Source organism: Pseudoalteromonas sp. NCIMB 1079 (assembly GCF_040567695.1).
GTDB classification, from domain to species: domain Bacteria; phylum Pseudomonadota; class Gammaproteobacteria; order Enterobacterales; family Alteromonadaceae; genus Pseudoalteromonas; species Pseudoalteromonas distincta.
Genome location: NZ_JBEWZA010000002.1, coordinates 103,147 through 127,096 on the forward strand (window position 1 = coordinate 103,147; position 23,950 = coordinate 127,096).

Here is a 23,950-nt window from a genome sequence, read left to right on the forward strand (position 1 = left end):
CGGAGAAGGGTTATGTCTACTAACAATACAGAGTACCTTGCTAAAAGACAGTTAAAACGGGGTACTGCGGGGTGGTTATTACTCGCAGGTTTGGGTGTGTCGTATGTAATATCGGGTGACTTTGCAGGTTGGAACTTTGGTATCGCCGAAGCGGGTTGGGGTGGTTTTGCAATTGCTGCAGTGTTAATGGCTGTTATGTATTTAGCGCTGGTATTATCGCTTGCTGAAATGTCAGCTGCAATACCTGCAGCAGGCGGTGGTTATAGTTTTGCGCGCCAAGCTATGGGGCCAGCGGGAGGCTATTTAACTGGGCTTGCGGTATTAATTGAATACGCTTTAGCGCCCGCTGCTATTGTTATTTTTATAGGCTCTGCAGTTGAAGCCCTCACGGGATTTAATGGACCATGGGTATATGCATTATTTTACTTACTATTTGTGGGAATTCATTTAGCAGGCGTAGGAGAAGCACTTAAAGTAATGATGGTAATAAGTGGTTTAGCAGTATTAGCTATTATTGCAACGGCTTTTGTTTTAATTACAAATTTTGATGCATCGCGCTTATTTGACGTCCCCGTAACCAATGCAGTGGGAGCCAGTGAGTTTTTACCTTTAGGGTGGTACGGGGTTTGGGCTGCATTACCGTTTGCCATGTGGTTATTTTTAGCGGTGGAAGGTGTACCGCTTGCTGCAGAAGAGGCAAAAGATCCCGCTAAAGATGTGCCAAAAGGCATTATTGGTGCAATGATCTTTTTGTTATTTACTGCTTTTTTAGTTGTTGTTTTAGTGCCTGGCGCTGGCGGTGCTGCTGCAATGGGCGCAAGTGCTGTACCTTTGGTTGATGCATTAAATGCATCAGGTAGTGAGGGCTTAGCAACTGTAGTAAATATATTGGGGCTTGCGGGTTTAGTTGCTTCGTTTTTCTCTATTATTTATGGTTATAGTCGCTTAGTGTTTGCTTTATCTAGAGCCGGATATTTATCGCGTTCGTTGTCGATTACAACTAATCGCAAAGTGCCAGCACGTGCGTTGATTGTACCTGCCGTATTTGGTTTTTTAGTATCACTAAGTGGCGAGGGTGATTTAATACTTGCAATGGCTGTAGTAGGTGCAACGGTATCGTATGCATTAATGGCGCTGAGCCATATTTTGCTACGCGTTAAACAACCTGATTTACCTCGCCCGTATAAAACCCCTGGTGGTGTAGTAACTTCAAGTATTGCTTTAGTGCTTTCGCTTATAGCATTAACCGGAGTGTATGCGTTCGACCCTCGTGCATTTTTATACACTATGATGCTGTTTATTGTGGGCGCTGCATATTACTTTGGCTACAGCTCAAAACACTTAGTTGCTAAAAGCGCTGATGAAGAGTTTGCAATGTTGGCAGATGCAGAATCTGATTTAGAAATGGCTAAGTAAATATTAATAGTTATTATAAGTGAGGCTAGCCCTCACTTATATTTTTATACAAGCAACACGGTGTAAAAATAGTACCTGGATGTAAACATCTAGGCCCTTCTCTACTTTATTAATACCATTTAAAGCTAAAACTTTATGCTGCCACGTAGCGCTTTGTTTTGCCCATGCTTGGTTTTTTTGTCCATGCGCTTTCGCTGTGAATTACGGCTGGGCCTGGTGGCTCGACGCGCCTTATTAACTACCGTAGCACTAAGAATTAAATCCTTTAAACGCTTAAGGGCATCTTCTCGATTTAGCTCTTGAGTACGGTGGCTTTGCGCTTTAATGATTAAGACGCCGTCTTTGGTAATTCTTGTATCATTTAAGGCAAGTAAGCGTTCTTTGTAGAAGTCAGGTAATTTAGAGCGGTTAATGTCAAAACGTAAATGAATTGCACTTGCTACTTTATTAACATTTTGACCACCGGCACCTTGCGAACGAATAGCTGTGAGCTCTAGTTCCCATTCATCGATAGTGACAGTATTTGAAATTGTTAACATTGTGTTCAGCTCTATTTGTCAAAAATACATTATATCATCAGTACATTAGCTTGTGGTGAATCAACTAAATTCTTAGAACTTAAATAAATCCTCATAAATTGTACTATAAATCAGCCAATATTTTATTTTGTGTTGGCAAGTGTTGCTTATTAGTTTCTAATTGGCACTACTTTAATACTAGGAAATGCTCAATGAAAAAAATACTTGTATCACTTAGCTTATTAGCGATGAGTTTCTCAAGCCTTGCAGAGGATATTAACGAAGGTCAACTTCAAAGCTATATGAAAGCACTGCCAGCTGTGACTAGCTGGGCAAGCAGCCAAGAGTCGTTAAAAGACTTAGATTTAGCAAGTATGCTAGGTGGTTCTGCAGATCAAAGTGTTGGCGAACAAAGCTCTTTAGCTAACAGTGCATTAAGCATGATTAAAGAACAAGACCTATACAAAAGCTTTGCGAGTGTTACAAACCGTTACGGTTTTACGCCAGAGCAGCTAGTAACTGTAGGTTCTGAAGTATCAATGGCTTATATCGAAAATCTTAAGTCGGGCCTTTCTGCTGATAATCAAGAAACTGCTAATAAAGTAATGGGCGGTTTTCAAAGTATGAAAAGTGCTAAAGATAAAGGCGCTAGCTCATTAATGGGTTCGTTTGGTAAATCGTCAAGCGCAGCTGAGGAGTCTACAGAATCTTTAGTAAGCGAAAACAACCTTGAACTTGTGAGCGAATATATGCCACAACTACAAAAGCTTTTTGCACTTTTATAAGTTTTATTGCTTTAAAAAAAGCGGGCTTATCTAGCCGTGAAATTAAAACGCATAAAAAACGGGGGAGTATTCAATACTCCCCCGTTTTTATTTAGCGTACAGATTATTTAAGATCGAACCTGTCTGCGTTCATTACTTTTACCCATGCATTTACAAAGTCATGTACAAAACGTTCTTTATTATCGTCTTGTGCATAAAACTCACTTAGGGCACGTAAAATAGAGTTTGAACCAAACACTAAATCTACGCGTGTGGCAGTCCATTTAATGGTGCCTGTTTTGCGTTCAACAATATTATATATACCTGGCTCTAGTGGCTTCCAGTTGTTGGCCATGTCGGTTAGGTTTACAAAAAAGTCGGTAGATAGCGTGCCTACATTATCGGTCAGTACACCATGTTTAGTGCCCGCATAGTTTGTGCCTAATACACGCATGCCGCCCACAAGTGCAGTCATTTCTGGTGCTGTTAAGCCCATTAACTGGCTACGCTCTAGTAATAACTCTTCAGCTGATACTGCGTAATCTTTTTTCAGCCAGTTTCTAAATCCATCGTGAATTGGTTCTAATACATCAAACGATTCTGCATCAGTCATTTCGTCTGTTGCGTCTCCTCGTCCTGGTGCAAATGGTACTGTTACATTAACACCGGCTTGTTTTGCCGCTTGCTCTACAGCCGCTGTGCCACCTAAAACGATTAAATCAGCCATGCTTACTGGCTTAGATAAACCCGCTTGTACTTTTTCAAGGGCACTAAGTACACTTGCTAAGCGCTCTGGTTCGTTACCTTGCCAATCTTTTTGTGGTGCTAGACGAATACGTGCGCCATTGGCGCCACCGCGTTTATCAGAACCACGATACGTACGCGCGCTATCCCACGCTGTATTTATTAAATCACTCGCGCTTACACCGCAATCAAGTAGCTGTGCTTTTAAGCTTGTGATTTCATCGTCTGATAATGTGTAATCAACTGCTGGAATAGGATCTTGCCAAATTAGGTCTTCGCTTGGTACATCTTTACCTAAGTAACATGCTTTAGGACCTAAATCGCGGTGAGTTAGCTTAAACCATGCGCGTGCAAATACATCAGAGAAGTATTCAAAGTCGTTATAAAAACGCTCAATAATTTTACGGTACGCAGGGTCCACTTTCATGGCCATATCGGCATCGGTCATCATTGGGTTTAAACGAATTGATGAATCTTCAACGTCTACTGGTTTGTCTTCTTCTTTAATATTTACAGGCTCCCACTGATGAGCGCCAGCTGGGCTTTTAGTGAGTTCCCATTCGTAATTTAAAAGTAAGTGGCAGTATCCGTTATCCCATGTTGTTGGGTGTGTGGTCCATGCGCCTTCAAGGCCTGAAGTTACAGTATGACGACCAAAGCCGCCTTCTTTGGTGCTGTTCCAACCTAAACCTTGCTCGTGTACATCAGCTGCTTCTGGCTCTGGGCCTAAATGCTCTGCTTTACCATTACCGTGAGTTTTACCTACTGTATGGCCGCCCACTGTTAATGCTGCTGTTTCTTCGTCATCCATTGCCATGCGAGCAAATGTTTCACGTACATGAGCCGCTGTTTTAAGAGGATCTGGTATACCATTAACACCTTCAGGATTAACGTAAATTAGGCCCATTTGTACTGCGGCTAATGGGTTTTCCATTGTGTCTGGTTTTTCTACATTGTCGTAGCGCTCATCACTTGGTGCTAACCATTCTTTTTCTGCACCCCAGTAAATATCTTTTTCTGGATGCCAAATGTCTTCACGGCCGCCCGCAAAACCATAAATTTTAAGACCCATTGATTCGTATGCCATATTACCAGCAAGAATAAATAAATCGGCCCATGAGAGTTTGTTACCGTATTTTTTCTTAAGTGGCCATAAAAGTCTGCGTGCTTTATCTAAGCTTGCGTTATCTGGCCATGAATTTAAAGGCGAGAAACGTTGGTTACCCGTACTTGCGCCACCACGACCATCAGATAAACGGTACGTACCCGCTGAGTGCCATGCCATACGAATCATTAAACCACCGTAATGGCCCCAATCGGCAGGCCACCAATCTTGGCTGTCGGTCATAAAGGTTTTTAAGTCGGCTTTAACTTCGTCTAAATCTAGAGATTCAAATGCTTCTGCGTAGTTAAAATTAGTACCATATGGATTTGATTTAGTATCGTGTTGATGAAGAATGTCTAAGTTGAGTGTGTTTGGCCACCAATCGGTGTTTACTTTAGAAACAACTGAATTACTACCGTGCATAACAGGGCATTTACCCGCTGTTGGCTTGCTCATTGTGAAATCCTTAAAATAGAAAAGTAAAATACTTAATCAATCAGTATTATTGCTTATGTGTTTATAACTTTTTAAAAAGTAACGGTTATTTTTATTTAATAGGCTTACTTTTTACTCAGCGTGCCTACCCAAGTGCTTACGTATCCTTAATATAGGCGTATAAATTATGCTAAGCCAGCCTCAACATACTATTTAAAACGATTGCTCCAATTTATATTTTTGATTGCCCTTACGTTAATGATGTATTTAACAATAGGCTTAAAGTCGCGTTTAAAATAATAGTAAAAAAGTCAGATGGCGCTCATATAAAGCATTACGCAAAATAAAAATTTAAATATCGGTGAATTAACCTTAATCTTTTTACTAGACCTGTGATCGAATTGAAAAATTTCGGCGTAATGGTATGTGAAGGGTTTGAAAGTGGCTTTAGTTTACTAAAGCGCACATTGGAATACCCCCCTTCACCATGAAATTGTAGTTAGATAGTTATAATGATAAAGGTGCATTACTTAAGCCCAATGCACCTTTCTTTATTTTTAACTAATTGAATTAAGTTAAGTAATTGTTCAGATAAATTCAGTTAGTATGAAGTTGTTCTCCTGTGAACCCTTACGACATATTGTTGTTTTAAGCAGTTTTTGCCAGCTCTCCTTGAGCTGGCTTTTTTTTTGCCTATTTTTACTCAAATTACCTGAGCATAAGTAATATGCTCAGGTTTAACCCTATTATTGCTAAGCTCACTAGGCTAAAAAAAATTTACAACTATTGCTCCTATCTAAATTAGGTCAATTTTAATCCACAAAGAACAACACGCCCTAGTGCCATTAAGCCCTGCATGCTAAAGTTATTACAGTAATTAATTTAATTAGGCGTACCAATGCGTTATTACCTATCTGTACTTTTTGTTTGTTTAACTTTGTTTTCGGGCATAGTGAACTCTGCTGAAAAGCAACCAGCTTCACCTACAGCACAACAAGAGCAACAAGCTCTTCAACAACTCAAAGAGCCTATGTATAAGCCGCTAATGGAGCGTTACATATTAGATGAGCTAAAAGCAGTTAGGCAAGATCAGCAAAAGCTTCGTGAAGATGTAACTAAGCAGGTTACTCATGCGCAACTTGATACTGCAGATCGCGCATTAACGTACACTACAGATACCATTAATAATGTGTTTTTTATAATTACCGCTACGGCGTCGATTTTAGTTTTAGTGGGTTGGAACTCGTTGCGCGATGTTAAAAATAAAGTAGAAGATATTGTAAATACGCGTGTGAGTGTAATTACAGACGAGTATGAAGACCGATTAAAAATTCTTGAAGAAAAACTACGCGTTCGCTCAGAAGAAATACTCAGCAACCAAGAACGCATATCGGTGACTAACGAAGTTCATTCGTTGTGGATGCGCGCAAACTTAGAAAGTGATTTTGCAAATAAAATTGAAATTTTTGATGAAATACTCAATCGCAAACCAGAAGATGTGGAAGCCATTGCTTATAAAGCCGATGCACTACTAGAAATTAATGAAACAGCACAAGCCATTGAGCTGTGTAACCAAGCAATTGATATAGATAGTGACTATGGTTATGCCTATTGGCAACGAGCCTGTGCTTATGCATTAACACATAAGCATGCTGATGCATTAGCCGATATTAAAATGGCACTTGAATACTCTCCAAACTTACGTAATGAATTATTACATGAGAGCGCTTTTGCAAGCCTGCATGACAACGACAGCTTTAATACGATAGTGGCTGGTGAAGTTGTTTAAGCACTCAGAATTTGGCCTGTTTGATTAGGCGCAACATCATAAAAAAGGGCCTTGGCCCTTTTTTTGTTTTTAATGGTAAAGTTTGTTGTGTAATTAGAAGCTTAACTGCGCTCTACAAACTCAGCTCTAGCGTAGAGCTAAGATCAAAAATGATTAATTCACAAAGAGGTTTAGAGACGCTGCGCTTTTAGAGAAGAGCTTAGAAGTTAAAATAATAAAAACAATCAGAAACTGTGCTTCTAACATGAGCAACAAGTCATACTCTCTAAACTTGGTATAAACACAGCTATTCGCGCAGGTTACAAGCTTTTAAAGCAACGCTTGTACTTTTATAATGCCGAGTCAGCAGGTTTTGCTCTTCTCATTTGCTCCTCCTTTTCTTCTCTGCGTGCATATTGTTTTTTAGGGCTGTTATACACAAATAGGTTTAGAGATGCTGCGCTTTTAGAGTAGTTAGCTTAAGTGCTTCTCGCGCGAGCAAGCTTAGCGCCTTGTGGAAAACTTACACTGAGCAGTTTAATTTACCTGTAGACGCGCTGCTTGCAGGCGTTTAAAAATGCAGTTTTTAGATGGTTGAATTAATACCAACCCGCAATAATACTTAATCATTTTTAGGGGCTAAACGTGTCGCTACCTGCGTTAAAAAATTCTCATTTATAACAACTAAATAGCGAATTTTTTGCCTAGCTATCAACACGTTTTTCCATCCTCAAAATAGATCACTTAATTAAGCGAATTGGTATAAGTAATTAGAAGCTGCTACCCATTTTCTTCAGGCATAAAAAAAGCCGCATAAAATGCGGCTTTGGAGGTTAGTCTCACTTCACTTTGGGCGTGTCTCCAAAACTTAGTGAATACGTTACCAAGGAACTGTTATGTATTATTTAAGCTATTGACTCTAATGCAATTTTAACCATTTCGTTAAACGTGCTTTGACGCTCATCAGCAGGTGTTGCTTCACCGGTGATTACGTGGTCACTTACTGTAAATAATGCCATTGCGTTTGCGCCGTATTCAGCTGCAACGCCATATAAACCGGCTGTTTCCATATCTACTGCTAGCATGCCTAACTTGTCTAAGTCTTTATAGAACGAGTCGTCTGCTTGGTAGAAAGTGTCGGTTGTAAATACGTTACCTACTTTTGCTTCTATTCCTAGCTCTTTAGCGGCGTTTACACCGTTTAAAAGTAAGTCAAAGTTAGCAATAGCAGCAAAATCGTAGCCACGAACACGTGCACGGTTTACGTTTGAATCTGTGCTTGCACCTTGTGCAAAAATTACGTCACGGATTTTGATATCTGTGCCAATACCGCCACACGTACCAATACGTATAATATTTTTAACGCCAAAGCTTACAATTAGCTCACGTGCATAAATAGACATTGATGGAATGCCCATGCCTGAACCCATGATGCTTACTGGCTTACCTTTGTAAGTACCAGTGAAACCGTACATGTTACGAACACCTGTAACTTGTACTGCATCATCTAAAAAGTTTTCAGCAATATATTGCGCACGTAGCGGATCGCCTGGCATTAATACTGTTTCGGCGAAATCACCAACGTTTGCACTGATATGCGGAGTACTCATTAATTGTTTTCCTTTTTATTTGGCGTTGTTAGCTCATTTAAAAAGCTGTCGCCGTAATCAAGCGCAGATAAGTTAAACCACTGTGCCAGTGTTTGACCGATATCTGCAAAGCTGTTGCGTTCACCTAGTGGTGTGTTACTCATACCTGGTTTATATGCAATAACCGGTACGTATTCGCGAGTGTGCTCAGAACCTGGAAAGGTTGGGTCACAACCGTGATCTGCAGTGATCATTAATATATCATCTGCGTTTAACTGTTTTAGTATAGTTGGTAAATAGTCATCAAATTCTTTTAATGCTTTTGCATAACCTACTGGGTTACGGCGATGACCAAATTTTTCATCAAAATCAACTAGGTTAGTAAAGATTAAGCTATGATCTGGTGCGCTTTTCATTACTTCGCTGGTTTTTTCTAGCAAGTTCATAAGCCCAGGTGCTTTATGCTTTTGGGTTATGCCCTGATGCGCGTAAATATCTGAAATTTTACCAATACTAATTACTTCGCCGCCGTCTTTTGCTAACACATCTAGCAATGTTGGTGCTGGCGGAAGCACTGAATAGTCGCGACGATTACCTGTGCGGGCAAAGTCTTGGCTATTTGAACCCAAAAATGGCCGCGCAATCACTCGTCCTATATTCATTTCATCAAGTAGCGCCCGTGCGATTTCGCAAACTTGATAAAGCTTCTCTAGGCCGAATGACTCTTCATGCGCGGCTATTTGAAACACGCTATCAGCTGAGGTGTAACAGATTGGTTTACCTGTTTTTACGTGCTCTTCACCTAGCTGTTCTAAAATGGTTGTTCCCGATGCATGGCAGTTGCCTAAAATGCCAGGAATACCAGTACGAGCTATAAACTCGTCTATAAATTCTTGTGGGAAACTTGGCTGTGTTTTTGGGAAATATCCCCAATCAAATAACACAGGTACTCCTGCCATTTCCCAATGACCTGATGGCGTGTCTTTTCCGCTAGATAATTCTTTAGCGTAACCCCATGCTCCTTGAGAAGCTTGGCGGTCTGAAATTAAACACGGTTCTCCACCGGCAGCTTCACATGCATCCACTAACCCAAGTTTTGATAGGTTAGGAAGCGATAATGCAGCGCCTGTTTCGTCGTAATATGCTTTTAGTAAGTGAGCGAATGTATTAGCCCCAAGATCGCCGAATTTATCTGCATCTGGTGCTGCACCGATTCCTAGGCTATCTGCCATTAAGATAATTGCTCTTGCCATTTTGACCTCACTTTGATTCTAGGTGGTTACTTTATCCGCTGATCGATTTTTCCGTACAGGACAAAAGTCCTGTTTCATAAAACCTAAACATTATAAATTTGCATTCTTAAGCGAAGCAAAAGAGATTAATCGTGTCTTTTTTGCTATTGTGATCTACCAACAATATATCCTTCTGTGTGGGTGAGAACTTTAGTGACACGAACTACTATTATAGCTATTGCAGGCGCGTCTGCGTCGGGTAAATCTCTTTTTAGCCAAACTATATACAATGAATTGGTTAATGAGCTTGAACCAGGCGCTATCGCCATTATTGAAGAAGATGCTTACTACAAGGATCAGTCGCATTTACCGATGGCGCATCGTACGCAAACGAATTACGATCATCCTGATGCATTTGAACATGCGTTAATGCTTGAGCATTTAACACAGCTTCGTAGTGGAAATTCAGTTGAAGTACCAACGTATGATTATGCACAGCATACACGTAGCGAGAAAACTCGCCGAGTGCCTGCTGCTAAAATACTCATTGTTGAAGGTATTTTATTATTGAGTGACAAAGCGCTTAATAAAGAATTTGATATTAAGGTGTTTATAGATACGCCTTTAGATATTTGCTTAATGCGTCGTATGCAACGTGATATGGAGCAACGAGGCAGAACATTACAATCTGTTGTTGAGCAGTATCAAGCAACTGTTAGACCGATGTTTTATCAATTTATTGAGCCTTCTAAGCATAACGCAGATTTAGTTGTGACTCGAGGCGGCATGAACCGCGTTGCGATTGATATAATAAAAAGTAAGATAAAATATTTACTACAAGAATAACAACGGGAAACATTTGTATGACAACATTTATGAGCTTAGTAGGCATGTGTGTGCTACTAAGCATTGCCTTTGCGGCATCAACTAATCGCAAGGCAATTAATCTAAGAACCGTTGGTATAGCATTTGCGATGCAAGTGGTTATTGGCGGTTTTGTCCTGTTTTTTGAAGCAGGAAAAAATGTGTTAACGAGCATGTCAGCAGCCGTATCGTCGGTTATTGGTTATGCAAACGACGGTATTGGGTTTTTGTTTGGCCCACTTGCCTCACAAGACACATTAGGTTTTATTTTTGCGATTCAAGTTTTGCCCGTTATCGTGTTTTTCTCAGCACTTGTTGCTGTGTTGTATCACCTTGGCATTATGGATTGGATAATTAGGATTTTAGGCGGCGGTTTACAAAAATTATTGAAAACCTCTCGCACAGAATCGCTTTCAGCGACGGCAAATATTTTTGTTGGCCAAACTGAAGCACCGCTAATAGTTAAGCCATTTATAGCAACGATGACCAAATCGGAATTGTTTGCTGTGATGGTAGGTGGCTTAGCCACTGTGGCAGGCTCTGTAATGGCCGGTTACGTTATTATTGGCGTAGATCTTAAGTATTTAATAGCAGCGAGCTTTATGGCTGCTCCTGGTGGTTTTTTAATGGCAAAAATGATTGTGCCAGAAACTGAAACGCCTAAAGATAACTTAGCAGATCTAGATTTAAATGATGATGATAAACCAGTTAATGTAATTGATGCAGCTGCATCAGGTGCAGCAAATGGTATGCATTTAGCACTTAACGTTGGTGCAATGTTACTTGCTTTTGTAGCGCTAATTGCACTACTAAACGGTTTATTAGGTGGTATTGGCGGGTGGTTTGATTACCCAACATTAACGCTTCAAGAAATATTAGGCTATTTATTTGCTCCTGTTGCATGGTTACTCGGTGTACCGTGGGATGAAGCAATTATAGCCGGCAGCTTTATTGGTCAAAAGATAGTAGTGAATGAGTTTGTTGCTTACTTAGACTTTATAAATTATCGCGATACGTTAAGCGCGCACACACAAGCAATTGTTACTTTTGCTCTATGTGGCTTTGCTAACTTATCATCGATAGCCATTTTACTAGGTGGGTTAGGCGGTATGGCGCCTAGTCGGCGGAAGGATATCGCACGCTTAGGGCTCAGAGCAGTGTTAGCAGGATCTATGGCTAACCTTATGAGCGCAGCAATTGCTGGGTTTTTCCTCTCGCTAGCTTAGAAACTTATTGAGATGAACACCGGTGTTGCAAAACAAGAGGATAGCGCTTTAAGGGGTTAAAGCTCTATCTGACTTGAACGATACTTCACCAAGGGCCGCAAGGCCCTTTTATCGTTTTAGGCCTTCCACATTTATACACTCCCCAACCTTCAAGCTATTTAACCTTATTTATGGTTATATAACTCAAATAAACCAATATCTTAGTAACAAATTCACATAAATATTTTTTGTGTTTTTCGTATTTCCAGCCACACTTATATTACTCAAGCTAACCGACTAACGATCCGCTATTGTGAAATATATTCTTTATTCTCTTTTTTTAATTTGCTCTGTGTATGTTCAAGCAAAGGAGCCCATCCTTGTTGTTACAGAGTTAGCACCGCCAAACCAGGTGTTGATTGATGGTGAGGTAGCAGGTGAAGGTACTCAATTTATTAGAGATATATTTAATGAGGCTGATCTAACGCCGAATATTCAAATGTACCCTTGGGCACGTGCTTATAAAATTGCAGATGAACTTAAAAACACCTTTATATACAGCCTTGCACGTACTTTAGAGCGAGAAGATAAATTTTATTGGATTGGGCCTGTTGGACGTTTCGAACTGGGCTTTATTGGTCTATCAGAGCGTGATGATCTTATTATAAACAATACTGAACAAGCAAAAGTGTATAAAATTGCTATGCAGCGCAATGACTTTTCAACACAAACCCTCGCAAAACTAGGCTTTGAAGTTGTTTTAACCTCTGATATTCAAAAGTCATACTCTTTACTACTAGCTAAAAAAGTAGATTTAATTGTAGACGATCCTTTATATATGCAGCAGATGAGTGACTATTTAAAGCTTGAACCAGGTCACTTAAAATTTGTTTATAAAATTAATGAGCTAACAATTGATGCTTATTTAGCTGCGAATAAAAAAACAGATATGCATTTAATAGAAGCACTGCAAGCTGCATTTTTAAAAATAAAGCAAATAAAAGGGCTCCCTTATGAAAGATAAATCATTGAAGGTAAGTATGCTTATGGGCGACAAAATCATCTTTCATTTTTAACTTTTTATATTCTTTGTTAAATCGCTTTATGACACACAACTACTTACTTATTAAATACGATGCAATTTAGCATGCGCACAAATAGGTAATTTTTGCAGCCTTACAGCACCTTTCCCACTTTATAGTCAAAGGTCCCAGCTAATGCATTACTGTAAATATGAGCCAAGAATTAGATCTATTTTCTTTTTAAAAAATTATAAGAAGAGAAATGGGCGGTATTAATCACAAGCTTAAACTCACTTGCATTAACACAATTGCTTAAAAGAATGGCTTAGAAGAATAGAAAAACAAATACTAGGAGGGGCTAATAACAGGCGTTGCTTGGTTTATGTCAAATTTCAGACACAAAAAAAGCGCCTTAAGCGCTTTTTTTCATTTTACTTAAAAAGTAAAATTATACAGCTGTGATGTTATCAGCTTGTGGACCTTTTTGACCTTGTGAAAGAGTGAACTCTACACGTTGGCCTTCAGCTAAAGTTTTGAAACCTTCGCTTTTGATTGCTGAGAAATGTGCGAAAACGTCTGGGCCATTTTCTTGCTCGATGAAACCAAAACCTTTAGACTCGTTGAACCACTTAACTGTACCTGATACGATGTTAGACATTGTAATATCCTGATATAAAATAAAAAATATGCTCATAAGAGCGGGTGTAGCAAAAAATGAGATGGTACTTTAAAAACTTCAGGACGGTACTACAAGTATTACTTATACAACATCGAAATGGAGATTTATAGCTTACATGCTTTCTTTCTAGCTGCAGCCCACTATATAGATTTTTTAAAACATGTCAAGTACCTATCTATAATCAGAGTAATAAACAACCAAAGTCGCTTTTATTGGTTATTAAAATTCAAATTCTAATGCGAGCCTAAAACTATGGTTTTTTTCTGATTGGCTTATCTCAGTGATGAAACCCGCTTCCCATTTTAATTGCTTTTGCCCATCAAAGCGCTGTAAACCTATAAAGCCAGGCCCTATACCAATAAAGTCTTCACCTACGTAAACCTCAATAGATGGCTGAAAAGCAGAACGGTAGCGATAGCGATATTGCGCTCTAAACTCGCTTTCCCATTCATTTTGAATATCCTGCCCCCACTCGTAAACCAAAAAAGCATTCATAGTTAAGCTTGTTTTGCCAAACTCTTTTTCGATCACAAGACCCGAAGTTGCTTCATACACATCTTCATTATGTTTTTTTTCAAGCTCAAATAATGCCCCCCAATCGGCCCATAATTTACCTTGCTCAATCAATTGCCAGCGTAGTTCAAGCTCATAAGCTTCTAAACCAAAGTCGCCGTTATCATCTCGCTCACCAACTATGTAACCTTCTAGTGCCATTGTATCGTTAATAGCTCCACCACCACCCAAACGCTGCGCGAGTATGTTGCCACTATCTGTTTGGTGCGACACTAACCGCCATTCAAACTCTCGCTCAAAAGGTAAAACATAGGGGTGATATACCTTATCAACAACAATTCCATCGGCCTTTGCTGGGATTGAAAGTACCAATAAACAAAAAACGGTAAAGCTAAGCGCTAAATATAGGTTGAGTGCTTTCATACACGTTCCTTAGTTATTGAAGCCGGAATAACATAACAAAGTGATAAAAATATCACGCTACTTGTACTATATATAAGTACACTCATTAAATCAGGAGTGGCCTCGTAACCAACAAGAGCACGCAATACGCGGCCTAGCTCAGAGTTTTCGCTTAAAAAATCACGTAAATCCCACACGGTTGCGGTGCTGGTAATTAAATCTATTTGGCTTGCCAAATCCAGTGCAACTAATAACTTAGCCGCGCTGTTAAAAGCGAGCAAAGTAAAATGCGGATACATACCAAAGCGGTGCTTAATTGCATTCATTAAAAAGTACAGCAATACGCTAAAACTTAAACAAATTCCAACACCTAATAAAGTGCCAATAAATAAGCTTTGCCCTGCATCATTACTTTGCCAAAAACTGGTGAGGTAAATAATATAGTGGCTTAAATACATTGTTATTGTGCTTATAACAGCAATATAAAAAGCCGCTGATTTTTGTTTTATTGCAAATACTAATACGGCTATAAATATAGTAATACATAGCCCTATTTGTGAGTACTCTAACCCTTGGTGTTCAAACCATTGGCTCACCCACGATGCACTTTGCATGTACAAAAACGACATTAGCGCGCCTATTACTAAAACAGACCCTATTTGCAAAGAGCTCTGTTTTTTAACTACTTGTAGTAGCACTAATAAAATAGCCACCGGTAGTAATTGATTAAGGCTCATGACTAAACTAGTTATTAGCATGCTGCGCCTCCTCATCACCAACTATTACAACGCCCCTTGCTGTATTGGGCGAAAACTCACCAAAAAACTCGTAATGCCCTTTACTTAGCGGTCCTATATAAATAATGCTATTACGATTTGGGTAGAGTACTTTTTCTCTGTTTAGATCAAAGCTATCAAACTCTTCTGGTGTTTTGTCTTGGTTTTCTATCAATAGTTTTACTTTTTTGTTTGCGGGAATAATTATTTGCGAGGGATAAAACAAATGATCTTTTAAAATAATAAGATACTCTTTACTTGCCGCGTTAAACGACAAAAATAGCAAACAACAAAGGCACTGATTAAATAAACGTTTAGTCACTTTTTACTCCTATAAAAGTAACCTTAACGGTTAGTCCGCCTAAAGAGCTATTCGCTAAATGAATACTTGCGCCATAAATAGCAATTATGTGCTGGACAATCGCCATACCTAAACCCGCACCTTGCTCGCCTGATGGATGTTGATCGCCACCCACGCGATAAAAGCGATTGAATATTCGCTCTTTTTGCTCTTCAGTCATGCCCGCACCAGAATCATCAATTTGCCAACTAAAGCCGTTATTACTTGACGCTAATTTAATTATAATTTGACCATTATTGGGGGTGTATTTTATGGCATTGCTAAGTAAATTAGCGATGAGTGTGGTTAATGTAAATTCATCACCATTAATTACAAAATCATCACCTTCGAGGCTAATCGTTTGGTTTTTTCCGTCTATTTTGTCGTATTGCTCCGATACGACTTGCTGAGTAATCGCTAGCAATGACTGTTCACTAAACTGCCTCTGCCATTGCTCAGGCTGAGTGCGCCCTAAAATTAGCATTTGTTCAACAATATTACTTAAGCGATTAATGCCTTGTGACATGGCTTGTAATTCTTGATGGTTTTGCGAGTTACTTTGTTTATTAGCCAAATTATGTACATTAATTTTTAAGCTACTGAGCGGGGTACGTAATTCGTGAGCTGCATCTGAGGCAAAAAAACGCTCTCGTAAGTAAGCTGTTTCTACTCGTTTAAATAAATCGTTTAAACGATTAATAACAGGTTTAATTTCTTCATCGGTTACCTGCCAGTTAATTGGTGTAAAGTCGTTTGCTTGGCGAGTAGCCAGCTGCTTAGATAATCGAGTAAGAGGGGCTAATGCGTATTTAACAAAAAAGCTAATAAAAATAGCAAGCAGAGGGACTGCCCATAGCATAGGTAACATTGCAGATAAAATAACGGCTTCAGCTAATTCAAAACGCTTTGCCAAAGGCTCAGCAACGATGACTCTACGGGTATTTTTTCTCATCACAAACACTCGCATACGCTGCCCTGCTACATTGGCAGTTTGAAAGCCCTCGCTAAAACTAATTTGGTTATTCTTTAAACTCGATGAGCCACTAAGTAAACTATTATTTTGCCAAATTTGATACAACAATTGAGCACTATTATTACTTACTTGTACTGCATCTGTGCTTAGTGCCAATGGTTGTTCAATTAAAACGCCAGCCACTATTTTAAGTTCATTATCAAGCAAGTTTTCGCCGTGGAGCATGCTTTTTTGGTAGCCTTTTACTAATGCTAAAAAACAAGTAAGCACCATCATTGAAAGTAAAATTAAGGTCAGGCGTTTACGAATAGACATTTTCAACCTCGAAATATAAACACACTCTAACGCTTACCAACCACATATCCAATACCACGTAAGGTTTTAATAAAATCGCTAGGGAATTTTTTACGAAGATGGTGAATATGCACCTCTATGGTATTAGAGCCAACTTCTTCACCCCATTGATAAAGTTTGTTTTCGAGTTGTTGTTTTGATTGCACCCTTCCCTGATTTTCCATTAACGCTTTTAAAAGCATGTATTCTTTTCGAGGTAGTGTAAGTGACTGCCCACTTAGCTTAACTGTATGAGCAGAGGAATCCATTACTACATCACCACAGCGCAATAAGCTTGATTGTGTTTGGTTAATACGCCGACTTGCTACACGTAATCGAGCAAATAACTCAGCAGGGTCAAACGGCTTTGCAAGATAATCGTCTGCTCCCATATCTAGCCCTTGGACTTTGTCATCAATACTGCCGCGAGCAGTTAAAATAACCACTGGTATAACTTTTTTTTGTGCTTTAATATGCTTTAAAACTTGCGAGCCATCGCCATCAGGCAATCCTAAATCGAGAATAACAAGTTCAATCTCACCACTAGAAAGGCACTCCAAGGCATATTTTACAGTGCCACTGTGCTCTACGCTGTAGCCCTCTTGGCGCAAAGAGCGGATAAGCCCTTGCGCCACTAAATGATCATCTTCAACGAGTAATAAATGCATTATGTGTTTATCTTTTTAATTTTTTATCTACTTTTTCCAATAGCTGACTTATTGCTTGTTGACGATATTTATCTGCTTTCGCACGAGTATCACGAATTCCCGCCGCTTGTGCTACAAGTAGTCGTGCTCTCGCTTCTTTATAATCGCCTTCGTCATACAAGTATTCACCGTATAAGTAATTAGTATCAATGCCTTCGAGATTAAAAGCTAGCGCTTGTTTAAATAATTTTTCAGCTTTGTCGTCATCACCAAAACCAATTGGCCAGCCAGGTACTTTGCTATAAAGTGTTGCTAGGCTAGCGTAAGCTGAGCCATTGAGTGCAGTGCCATCAATCGAGAGTGCATTTTCGAGTGACGCTTTTGCTTCTTTTGCTAAACCAAGTGCGCCCAAGCCCCCTTTTGCGCCAGCAAAGCTGGCTAACACAATGCCATTCCAAATATGTGTCTGCGCCGAACCTGGATAGTTTTTAACAAATAGTGCACTTTGCTCACTTAGTTGAGTAAACGCGTCTATTTGTGCATCGTCTTCAAGTTCGTAATTAGCAATTGCCCACTTTTGTTGAATATCGGTTAAGTCTTGCGCTTCATCTGCGTGTACTGCAGTCGCAAATACAGAGGTTAGTATTAAATAAAATGCGAGTGTAAATTTATACATAATTTTGCCCTTGTGTGTTTGTTAACTTAAAAAACGTTTAATTTTAGGAAGTTGCTTTGCAATAGCGTTATCAACAACGCTTGGGAATACGCCATTTATGCGTGCAAATAATTTTTCAGGAAAACCAATAAAGCGCCTTGTTTGGTTTGAACTTATAAGAGCTAATAACTCTTGAGCAACTAATTCTGGCGAGTCCATTTTATTGCCGAGCTCTTTATTCATTGCCCGCGCTTTACTGCTATTAATGGATGTATCTGTTGCTCTTGGTGCTAAATAGGTCACTTTAACGCCTGAACCATTCAACTCACGTGATAACGCTTCTGTAAAGCCACGTAAACCAAATTTACTGGCGCAATAAAGCGTTTGAAATGGGTAGCCAATACTGCCAAACGATGATCCCACGTTAACAATAGTGCCTTTGGTATACGCTAACTGCCCTAAAAATAGCTGGCATAATTTAATAGGCACCGACAAATTAGTAATGAGCATATTATCTATTTGCTCATTACTTGTGTGCTCAAGGCTTTGCATTGTATTTATACCTGCGTTATTAATAAGTAATTTAACGCCGCCGAGTTGCTTGGCTTTTATTGCTAGGTTAATACGTGTTGTATCGTCGGTTAAATCGCCCGTAAATATTTCACTGTCTGGGCATGCACGGCTCAGTTTTTCAAGGGCTTGGGTATTTCGCCCTACAAGCAGTAACTTCCACCCTTTTGCATATAGGGCTTTAGCAATCGCTTGCCCTATTCCGCCTGTTGCACCAGTGAGCACACACAAAGAACTACTCATACCAATTTGCCTTGTACACTTGCTTTAAAAAATGGTTCGTCATCGAGTCCACGAAATATATCGCCGTATAAACGATAAAAGCGCTTTGCACCATGAATTATGGCTTGTTGATCCGCCTCGTCTGTTATTTGATTCATTAGGTTTTCAAAAAACTTTACATGCTCTATATCAAGCGCGCCGTGAGAGGTTAAATAACTAAATGCTTTTTTAGGTAAGCCCACAGCATTTGCAATGTTTGAAGCCGCGCCATCAGCAAGCGCTATAGAAGTGCCTTCAAGCACATGCACCATGCCAAAAAAGCTCAACGGATTTTTACGTGCAATGGAGTCGTACGCATACGACACCATCATTTCGGTAGCAAATTGCGGCTGACTACACCGTACTGTTTCTTTGTCAAAACCACATGCTGCAATGTCATTAAGTACCCACTCTTGATGACCAATCTCTTCTTCAATATATTCTGCGACCGCTTCGCGCAGCCATTCTTGATCGTCGGTTAATCGTGCACCAACCGACATCATTAATGGCACAGTGTGCTTAACATGGTGATACGCTTGTGCTAAAAACGAGGCGTATTCTTCAAGTGATGCTTCGCCTTTAAAAACACGCTGAATAATAGGCGCTGCAAGCAGATAGTTTTGCTCTTGTTTAGTTTGCTCTTTAAGGATGTTAAAAAAATCACTCATTAATTACTTCTCCAAGTCGGTAAAATTGCTCAAACACAGCATGGTACTGCTTACTTATGGCATCTCGTTTTGGGCGATTATTTGTTGTTAATAATCTTTGTTGCACACTTAATGGGGCAGCTAAACGATGCCACTTTTGAATTCGTGCATAGTCGGGTAGTTGTTTATTAATTTCGTTAATGTACTGCGCTAACACTGGGTTACTTAGCTTTGTATCGGCGTAAATAATGGCACTGAGAAAAGGTCGCCCCTCACCAAACACAACGGCTTGTAAAATACCGCTTTGACTGAGTAATAGTGATTCAGGCCACTCGGCACTGATGTTACGACCCATGCTGGTAATAATTAGGTTTTTTAATCGGCCTTTAATAAATAAAGTATTTTGATGCTGCTCGACTAGATCGCCGGTTGCATACCACTGGTTTTTATTGTGAGGTTGATGGTTTAAGTAACCTAAAAACAAATCACCTTTTATAAAAAGCTGACCATTTTCAATTTTGGTTTGAATATGAGGTAACACAGAGCCGGCACTGTGGATGTTATCGTTTGTGGACGTATTTAAACTAACGACAGATGCCGCCTCAGAAAGTCCATAACCTTGGTATACTGGTAAATTTAAGCTACGCGCTTTGGTTAATAGCATTTCGCTGACAAGCGCACCACCTACGGCAATAAACTGTAACGAACTAGGCGGTTGCCACCCATCTTCTGCAAAAGTAACTAAGCATGCTAATAGTTCAGGCACTAAAATAAGCGTATTTGGCTTAACTTTATCAATCGCAGCAATAAGCTGTGCGGGCTGTTTTAATGCAGTACCAACAAAGCCTAATTCATTTAACGGCATTAAATGCACTGTACCGCCACTTTTTAAAGGGGCATAAACACCGGCTATATTTTCAAGCAATACAGCAAGCGGCAATAAACATAAATGCACAGGCTTTTTAATATTAATTTTATCGCACAGAGATTGAGCTACCTGCATTTGGCTATTTGCAGATAAACACACGCCTTTTGGTTGTCCAGTCGACCCTGATGTAAACGTTACTTTTTGAGTTTCTGGAAAATAACTGCCGGGGTTAGCTACAACGATTTCGTAAATATATAATGTGTAACACTCAAATAAAGTAATTGATGCGGTTTGCTCCCCAAATAAAGGGTTTAGCGTGTCGCTCATAAATACATTAGCGCCGCATTGCGCTAGTACATATTGAGTTTGTTGTTCACTAAAAAAGTGAGCAATTGGCACAGCCACTTTATTAGAAACCGCAGTAGCGGCATCAATAATAAGCCAAGCTGGCGTATTATCGAGCTTATAAGCAATACATTTGCCGTTAAAGCTTTGTAGTATTTTTACTACTTTTTGTATTTGCTGGTTAAACTCATCACCGTTAATTTCAAGTGTTTGCTCTTTATTGTGGGCAATAATTAATGGCGATATTGCATGGGTATTATAGTAATTCATACATTCACCAATGCATTTACCAAAGAACTGATATTTGAGTGATTTTGCTGCATCAAACTATAAAGCATTGGGGTATTTAATACTTGTTGGTGAGCTTGCTCTAAACTCACAACGCATACGGTAGGCTGATTAGCGTAGTAACTTCCCCAACTTAGCGGATGCTCAACAACAAAACTGTTTGCCACAGCAATTTCAGTGCAGTTAACGCCTAATAAGCGCAGCAGTGCACGCACTTTTTTAGTGGCGCAAAATACTAAATGTTTTGCTCCTACACTTTGCAGGGCTTCATTAACAACAATAAAATGCCCAAGCGTTGCTTTGCGATGTGTAGAGCATAGATTGCCAAGCTCAAATACTTTATTACGCTGAGTGTTCTCAGGTAAAAAATGCTCAATGGGCTGTGCTAAGTATTGCTCTATAAATAGAGGAGCTGTTGCTTGCCTTAAACCCAATGTGCATTGCCCTTCGTTTGTCGTGTATTGGCAAAGTAATGGCATAAAAGAGGTAAGCGTGGCGTTGTAAGCGACTAAAAACCCTTCTTTAACTGTGTTTTCTAACGCACTTCTATGCTCATCATTAACGCGAGCACTAACAAAGCGTGAGTTATTTTGAATATAAACGGGTGATGAAGGTAGGTGTGCTAATTGCATAAACATCGCTCATATAAAGTGTATGTTTGTAACTTAGCGAGCGAAACTTAAAGAAAACTTAAGAAACCTTAATTTAAATAAAAAAGCGCCTTAATTATTAAATTAAGGCGCTTCAGGATGAAAACTGTTTAAAAGCTTAATAAGCTAAGCTATTAAAAATTATAAGCTATCGACATTTTAAATTGCGTAGGCGCCCCCGGATAAACCCACAAAGCGTTGTAACTACTTTGAGCGTAGTCTTCATTAAAAATGTTATTAATGCTCACATTTAGCTCTGTTTTATCTGTTAAATTTAATTGACCAAACAGGCCGACCAATTGGTAACTTGGTAGTCTAAAGCTCAAATCTGCGGCATCACCTAGGCGGCTGCTGGTATATTGGTAACTTGCACCAAACTCAAGCTCTTTACCCATTAATGCTGTTTGATGGCTAAGTGTAAGGTTTAGATTGTTTTTTGGTACATTTACCAGTGGGCTGCCTTTTTCTATTGGCACGCCCCAATCGGCATTAATAATGTCGTTTGCTGTGGTGGCATCTATATAGGCGTACGATAAGTTAAATGCTGTTGCATCGGTAATATAGGTATTTAAATCAAGCTCAAACCCTTTGCTATCAGCTTTACCAATGGGAGCCGAAAAACCAACGTTTACGGGGTCTGCTACTAACATATTACTTTTAGAAGCATCAAAAAATGCCACAGTACCGTTTACACCTAAGTATTCAAACTTAGCACCAACTTCAAACGAGTCGCTGTACTCAAAGCCAAACGGGTCGCCGTTTGCATCAGTACCGCTCAGTGGTAAAAAGCCTTCAGAGTAACTGCTGTAAAAGGTTATTGTATTATTTAGTTCGTACACTACGCCAACGCGTGGGCTTATTTGGCTCTCAGAACTGGTTGAAAACACACCGCTGTTGGTTTCTAAAATATCTTGGTCTACGCTATCAAATCTAAGACCAAGTAAAAGTTTAAACTTATCAGTGATATCTATTTGATCTTGAATGTAAATACCGTAAGCGTTTTGCTCTTCATCATTTTCATAAAGTAGCGAAACAGCAGGACGTTCACCAGAATAATCAGGCTCAAAAATATCAATAGTATAAGTGCCATTACCGCCACGATAACGAGAAAGCGCCGTGCGCAAATCGTATTTATATGCATCAATACCTATTAATAAATGATGCGAAATGCCGGCTGTATCTAAACTTCCACTAACTTCAAACTTTACACTTAAATCTTCTACCTCGTAGTCGCGATAGCGCTGCTGGCGAGTAAGTGTGCGGCCATCGTCAAATAACGATTGGCGCGATGGCGAAAGTTCTGCATCTGACGAAAAACCCGTTAAGCTAGAGTCTCGATAATTTGCACCTACAACGAGTGACCATTCATCGTTAATATCGTGGTTAAGCGTAATTTGGTGGCCTCGAGAGTAAACCTGCGTGTCTCCATCGTTTGGGTTACCTAAATAGCGCGAGCTTGGTACGGTGTCAAAATCGTTATCGAGTACGACAACACCACGGTCGAATAGCTGAGCTAAATCTACGTATTCAAACTCATAAGTTACACTGGTCGATGCGTTTATTTGATGATATATAGACGGCGTAATCACCTTTTTATTGGTGTATACCTCATCGCGGTAGCTGTCACTATCTTGCCATGCGCCATTTATTCTAAACGCGGTGGTATCGTTAATGCCTTGAGTGTAATCGCCTTCAACGCGATTAAAACTGTCGCTGCCTAAGCTTAGTTTTATCTCGCCTTGTGAATCAAACTGTGGCTTTTTAGTTACAATATTTACAGTACCGCCTGGCTCTGATCGCCCATAAAGTGCTGAACCAGGGCCCTTTAGTACTTTAATGTAATCAATGTTAGATACATCACGCGGGCCGCTAAAACCACGCCCACCGCTAAAGCCATTAACTAAATAGCCCGATGGCATATTTTCGTTACCCGAAAGGCCACGAATAGAAAAGCTATCCCACAATGCACCGCTATTGTTTTTACGTGAAATACTAGCTGAAAAATCAAGCGCATCTTGTAGTTGAGTAATTCCTTTTTTATTAAGCTCAGCACTATTAATACTAACTATAGATTGTGGCATTTGCTTTTGAGGAATATCACCGCGATAAGCTTGTTTATAAGTGACAGATATTTTTTCGATTTCTTCTTTTGGATCTTGCGCAATACTGGGCGCACTAATTCCTAGGCAGGCTAAATAAATTAAAGAGTACTTCATGTGATTGATTAACTAAGCAAGTGTTATAGTATAACAAAATTGTAGCATGTGTTACTTTATAACAAAACTTCTTTTTAAAAAATCACTGAGCGATTAATTAATGCACTAGCGACTGCCGTGTCATC

At 39.6% G+C, this 23,950-nt stretch carries 22 protein-coding genes; 6 read left to right on the forward strand and 16 right to left on the reverse strand.

Annotated features, from left to right (window positions below; all coding sequences use genetic code 11):
• Nucleotides 1-12 precede the first annotated feature (12 nt).
• Entirely contained in the window at nt 13-1,416 is a 1,404-nt protein-coding gene (eat, locus tag ABX891_RS17275) for an ethanolamine permease (protein WP_354630211.1), read from the forward strand.
• A 125-nt stretch (nt 1,417-1,541) separates the two neighbouring features.
• On the opposite strand, the gene arfB is transcribed toward eat, so the two are convergent.
• A complete protein-coding gene (gene arfB, locus ABX891_RS17280; protein WP_024605584.1) occupies nt 1,542-1,955 on the reverse strand; it encodes an alternative ribosome rescue aminoacyl-tRNA hydrolase ArfB in 414 nt (137 codons plus the stop codon).
• A gap of 191 nt (nt 1,956-2,146) precedes the next feature.
• Here arfB and ABX891_RS17285 point away from each other — a divergent pair, with 191 nt between their 5' ends.
• Nucleotides 2,147-2,719, forward strand: coding sequence for a hypothetical protein (locus ABX891_RS17285; protein ID WP_002959106.1), 573 nt, complete (start codon nt 2,147-2,149; stop codon nt 2,717-2,719).
• A 103-nt stretch (nt 2,720-2,822) separates the two neighbouring features.
• Here the strand turns inward: ABX891_RS17285 and katG are convergent, their stop codons facing one another.
• Complete coding sequence (gene katG / locus ABX891_RS17290; protein WP_354630212.1) at nt 2,823-5,003, reverse strand: catalase/peroxidase HPI; 2,181 nt, start codon at nt 5,001-5,003, stop codon at nt 2,823-2,825.
• An 877-nt stretch (nt 5,004-5,880) separates the two neighbouring features.
• On the opposite strand from katG, the gene ABX891_RS17295 reads away from it, so the two are divergent.
• Nucleotides 5,881-6,771, forward strand: a complete 891-nt coding sequence (locus ABX891_RS17295; protein WP_002959108.1) for a tetratricopeptide repeat protein — start codon at nt 5,881-5,883, stop codon at nt 6,769-6,771.
• A gap of 884 nt (nt 6,772-7,655) precedes the next feature.
• On the opposite strand, the gene deoD is transcribed toward ABX891_RS17295, so the two are convergent.
• The gene (deoD, locus tag ABX891_RS17300) at nt 7,656-8,360 is read right to left on the reverse strand and encodes a purine-nucleoside phosphorylase (RefSeq protein ID WP_024596283.1); all 705 of its coding nucleotides are present in this window, start codon (nt 8,358-8,360) and stop codon (nt 7,656-7,658) included.
• Nucleotides 8,360-9,592 carry a phosphopentomutase gene (locus ABX891_RS17305; protein WP_024596282.1) on the reverse strand — a complete coding sequence of 411 codons (1,233 nt, stop codon included), beginning with the start codon at nt 9,590-9,592 and terminating at the stop codon, nt 8,360-8,362. The genes deoD and ABX891_RS17305 overlap by 1 nt, the downstream gene beginning before the upstream one ends.
• Nucleotides 9,593-9,784: 192 nt before the next feature.
• Here ABX891_RS17305 and udk point away from each other — a divergent pair, with 192 nt between their 5' ends.
• The 3 genes from udk (at nt 9,785) to ABX891_RS17320 (ending at nt 12,664) form a co-directional block, all read left to right on the forward strand.
• Entirely contained in the window at nt 9,785-10,417 is a 633-nt protein-coding gene (gene udk / locus ABX891_RS17310; RefSeq protein WP_024596281.1) for a uridine kinase, read from the forward strand.
• Between the two features lie 17 nt (nt 10,418-10,434).
• Nucleotides 10,435-11,661 carry a NupC/NupG family nucleoside CNT transporter gene (locus ABX891_RS17315; protein WP_149592762.1) on the forward strand — a complete coding sequence of 409 codons (1,227 nt, stop codon included), beginning with the start codon at nt 10,435-10,437 and terminating at the stop codon, nt 11,659-11,661.
• Nucleotides 11,662-11,953: 292 nt separating this feature from the next.
• On the forward strand, nt 11,954-12,664 hold the full coding sequence (locus ABX891_RS17320; protein WP_354630213.1) for a substrate-binding periplasmic protein: 711 nt from the start codon (nt 11,954-11,956) through the stop codon (nt 12,662-12,664).
• A gap of 446 nt (nt 12,665-13,110) precedes the next feature.
• Here ABX891_RS17320 and ABX891_RS17325 read toward each other — a convergent pair whose 3' ends face one another.
• From ABX891_RS17325 to ABX891_RS17380, 12 genes are all read right to left on the reverse strand, one after another.
• Nucleotides 13,111-13,320, reverse strand: a complete 210-nt coding sequence (locus tag ABX891_RS17325) for a cold-shock protein (RefSeq protein WP_002959120.1) — start codon at nt 13,318-13,320, stop codon at nt 13,111-13,113.
• A gap of 240 nt (nt 13,321-13,560) precedes the next feature.
• Complete coding sequence (locus ABX891_RS17330) at nt 13,561-14,277, reverse strand: hypothetical protein (protein ID WP_354630214.1); 717 nt, start codon at nt 14,275-14,277, stop codon at nt 13,561-13,563.
• On the reverse strand, nt 14,274-15,014 hold the full coding sequence (locus ABX891_RS17335; protein ID WP_354630215.1) for an iron transporter: 741 nt from the start codon (nt 15,012-15,014) through the stop codon (nt 14,274-14,276). Before ABX891_RS17335 ends, ABX891_RS17330 begins: the two co-directional genes overlap by 4 nt.
• Entirely contained in the window at nt 15,001-15,354 is a 354-nt protein-coding gene (locus ABX891_RS17340; RefSeq protein ID WP_282338269.1) for a cupredoxin domain-containing protein, read from the reverse strand. The genes ABX891_RS17335 and ABX891_RS17340 overlap by 14 nt, the downstream gene beginning before the upstream one ends.
• A complete protein-coding gene (locus ABX891_RS17345) occupies nt 15,347-16,660 on the reverse strand; it encodes an ATP-binding protein (RefSeq protein WP_282338268.1) in 1,314 nt (437 codons plus the stop codon). The genes ABX891_RS17340 and ABX891_RS17345 overlap by 8 nt, the downstream gene beginning before the upstream one ends.
• A gap of 26 nt (nt 16,661-16,686) precedes the next feature.
• Nucleotides 16,687-17,346 carry a response regulator gene (locus ABX891_RS17350; protein ID WP_282338267.1) on the reverse strand — a complete coding sequence of 220 codons (660 nt, stop codon included), beginning with the start codon at nt 17,344-17,346 and terminating at the stop codon, nt 16,687-16,689.
• A 7-nt stretch (nt 17,347-17,353) separates the two neighbouring features.
• Nucleotides 17,354-18,001, reverse strand: a complete 648-nt coding sequence (locus ABX891_RS17355) for a tetratricopeptide repeat protein (RefSeq protein WP_182195747.1) — start codon at nt 17,999-18,001, stop codon at nt 17,354-17,356.
• Between the two features lie 21 nt (nt 18,002-18,022).
• The gene (locus ABX891_RS17360; protein ID WP_354630216.1) at nt 18,023-18,793 is read right to left on the reverse strand and encodes an SDR family oxidoreductase; all 771 of its coding nucleotides are present in this window, start codon (nt 18,791-18,793) and stop codon (nt 18,023-18,025) included.
• Nucleotides 18,790-19,479, reverse strand: a complete 690-nt coding sequence (locus ABX891_RS17365) for an iron-containing redox enzyme family protein (RefSeq protein ID WP_354630217.1) — start codon at nt 19,477-19,479, stop codon at nt 18,790-18,792. Before ABX891_RS17365 ends, ABX891_RS17360 begins: the two co-directional genes overlap by 4 nt.
• On the reverse strand, nt 19,472-20,941 hold the full coding sequence (locus tag ABX891_RS17370; protein ID WP_354630218.1) for an AMP-binding protein: 1,470 nt from the start codon (nt 20,939-20,941) through the stop codon (nt 19,472-19,474). Before ABX891_RS17370 ends, ABX891_RS17365 begins: the two co-directional genes overlap by 8 nt.
• On the reverse strand, nt 20,938-21,591 hold the full coding sequence (locus ABX891_RS17375; protein WP_354630219.1) for a thermostable hemolysin: 654 nt from the start codon (nt 21,589-21,591) through the stop codon (nt 20,938-20,940). The genes ABX891_RS17370 and ABX891_RS17375 overlap by 4 nt, the downstream gene beginning before the upstream one ends.
• A gap of 152 nt (nt 21,592-21,743) precedes the next feature.
• On the reverse strand, nt 21,744-23,825 hold the full coding sequence (locus tag ABX891_RS17380; RefSeq protein WP_354630220.1) for a TonB-dependent siderophore receptor: 2,082 nt from the start codon (nt 23,823-23,825) through the stop codon (nt 21,744-21,746).
• Between the last annotated feature and the right edge of the window lie 125 nt (nt 23,826-23,950).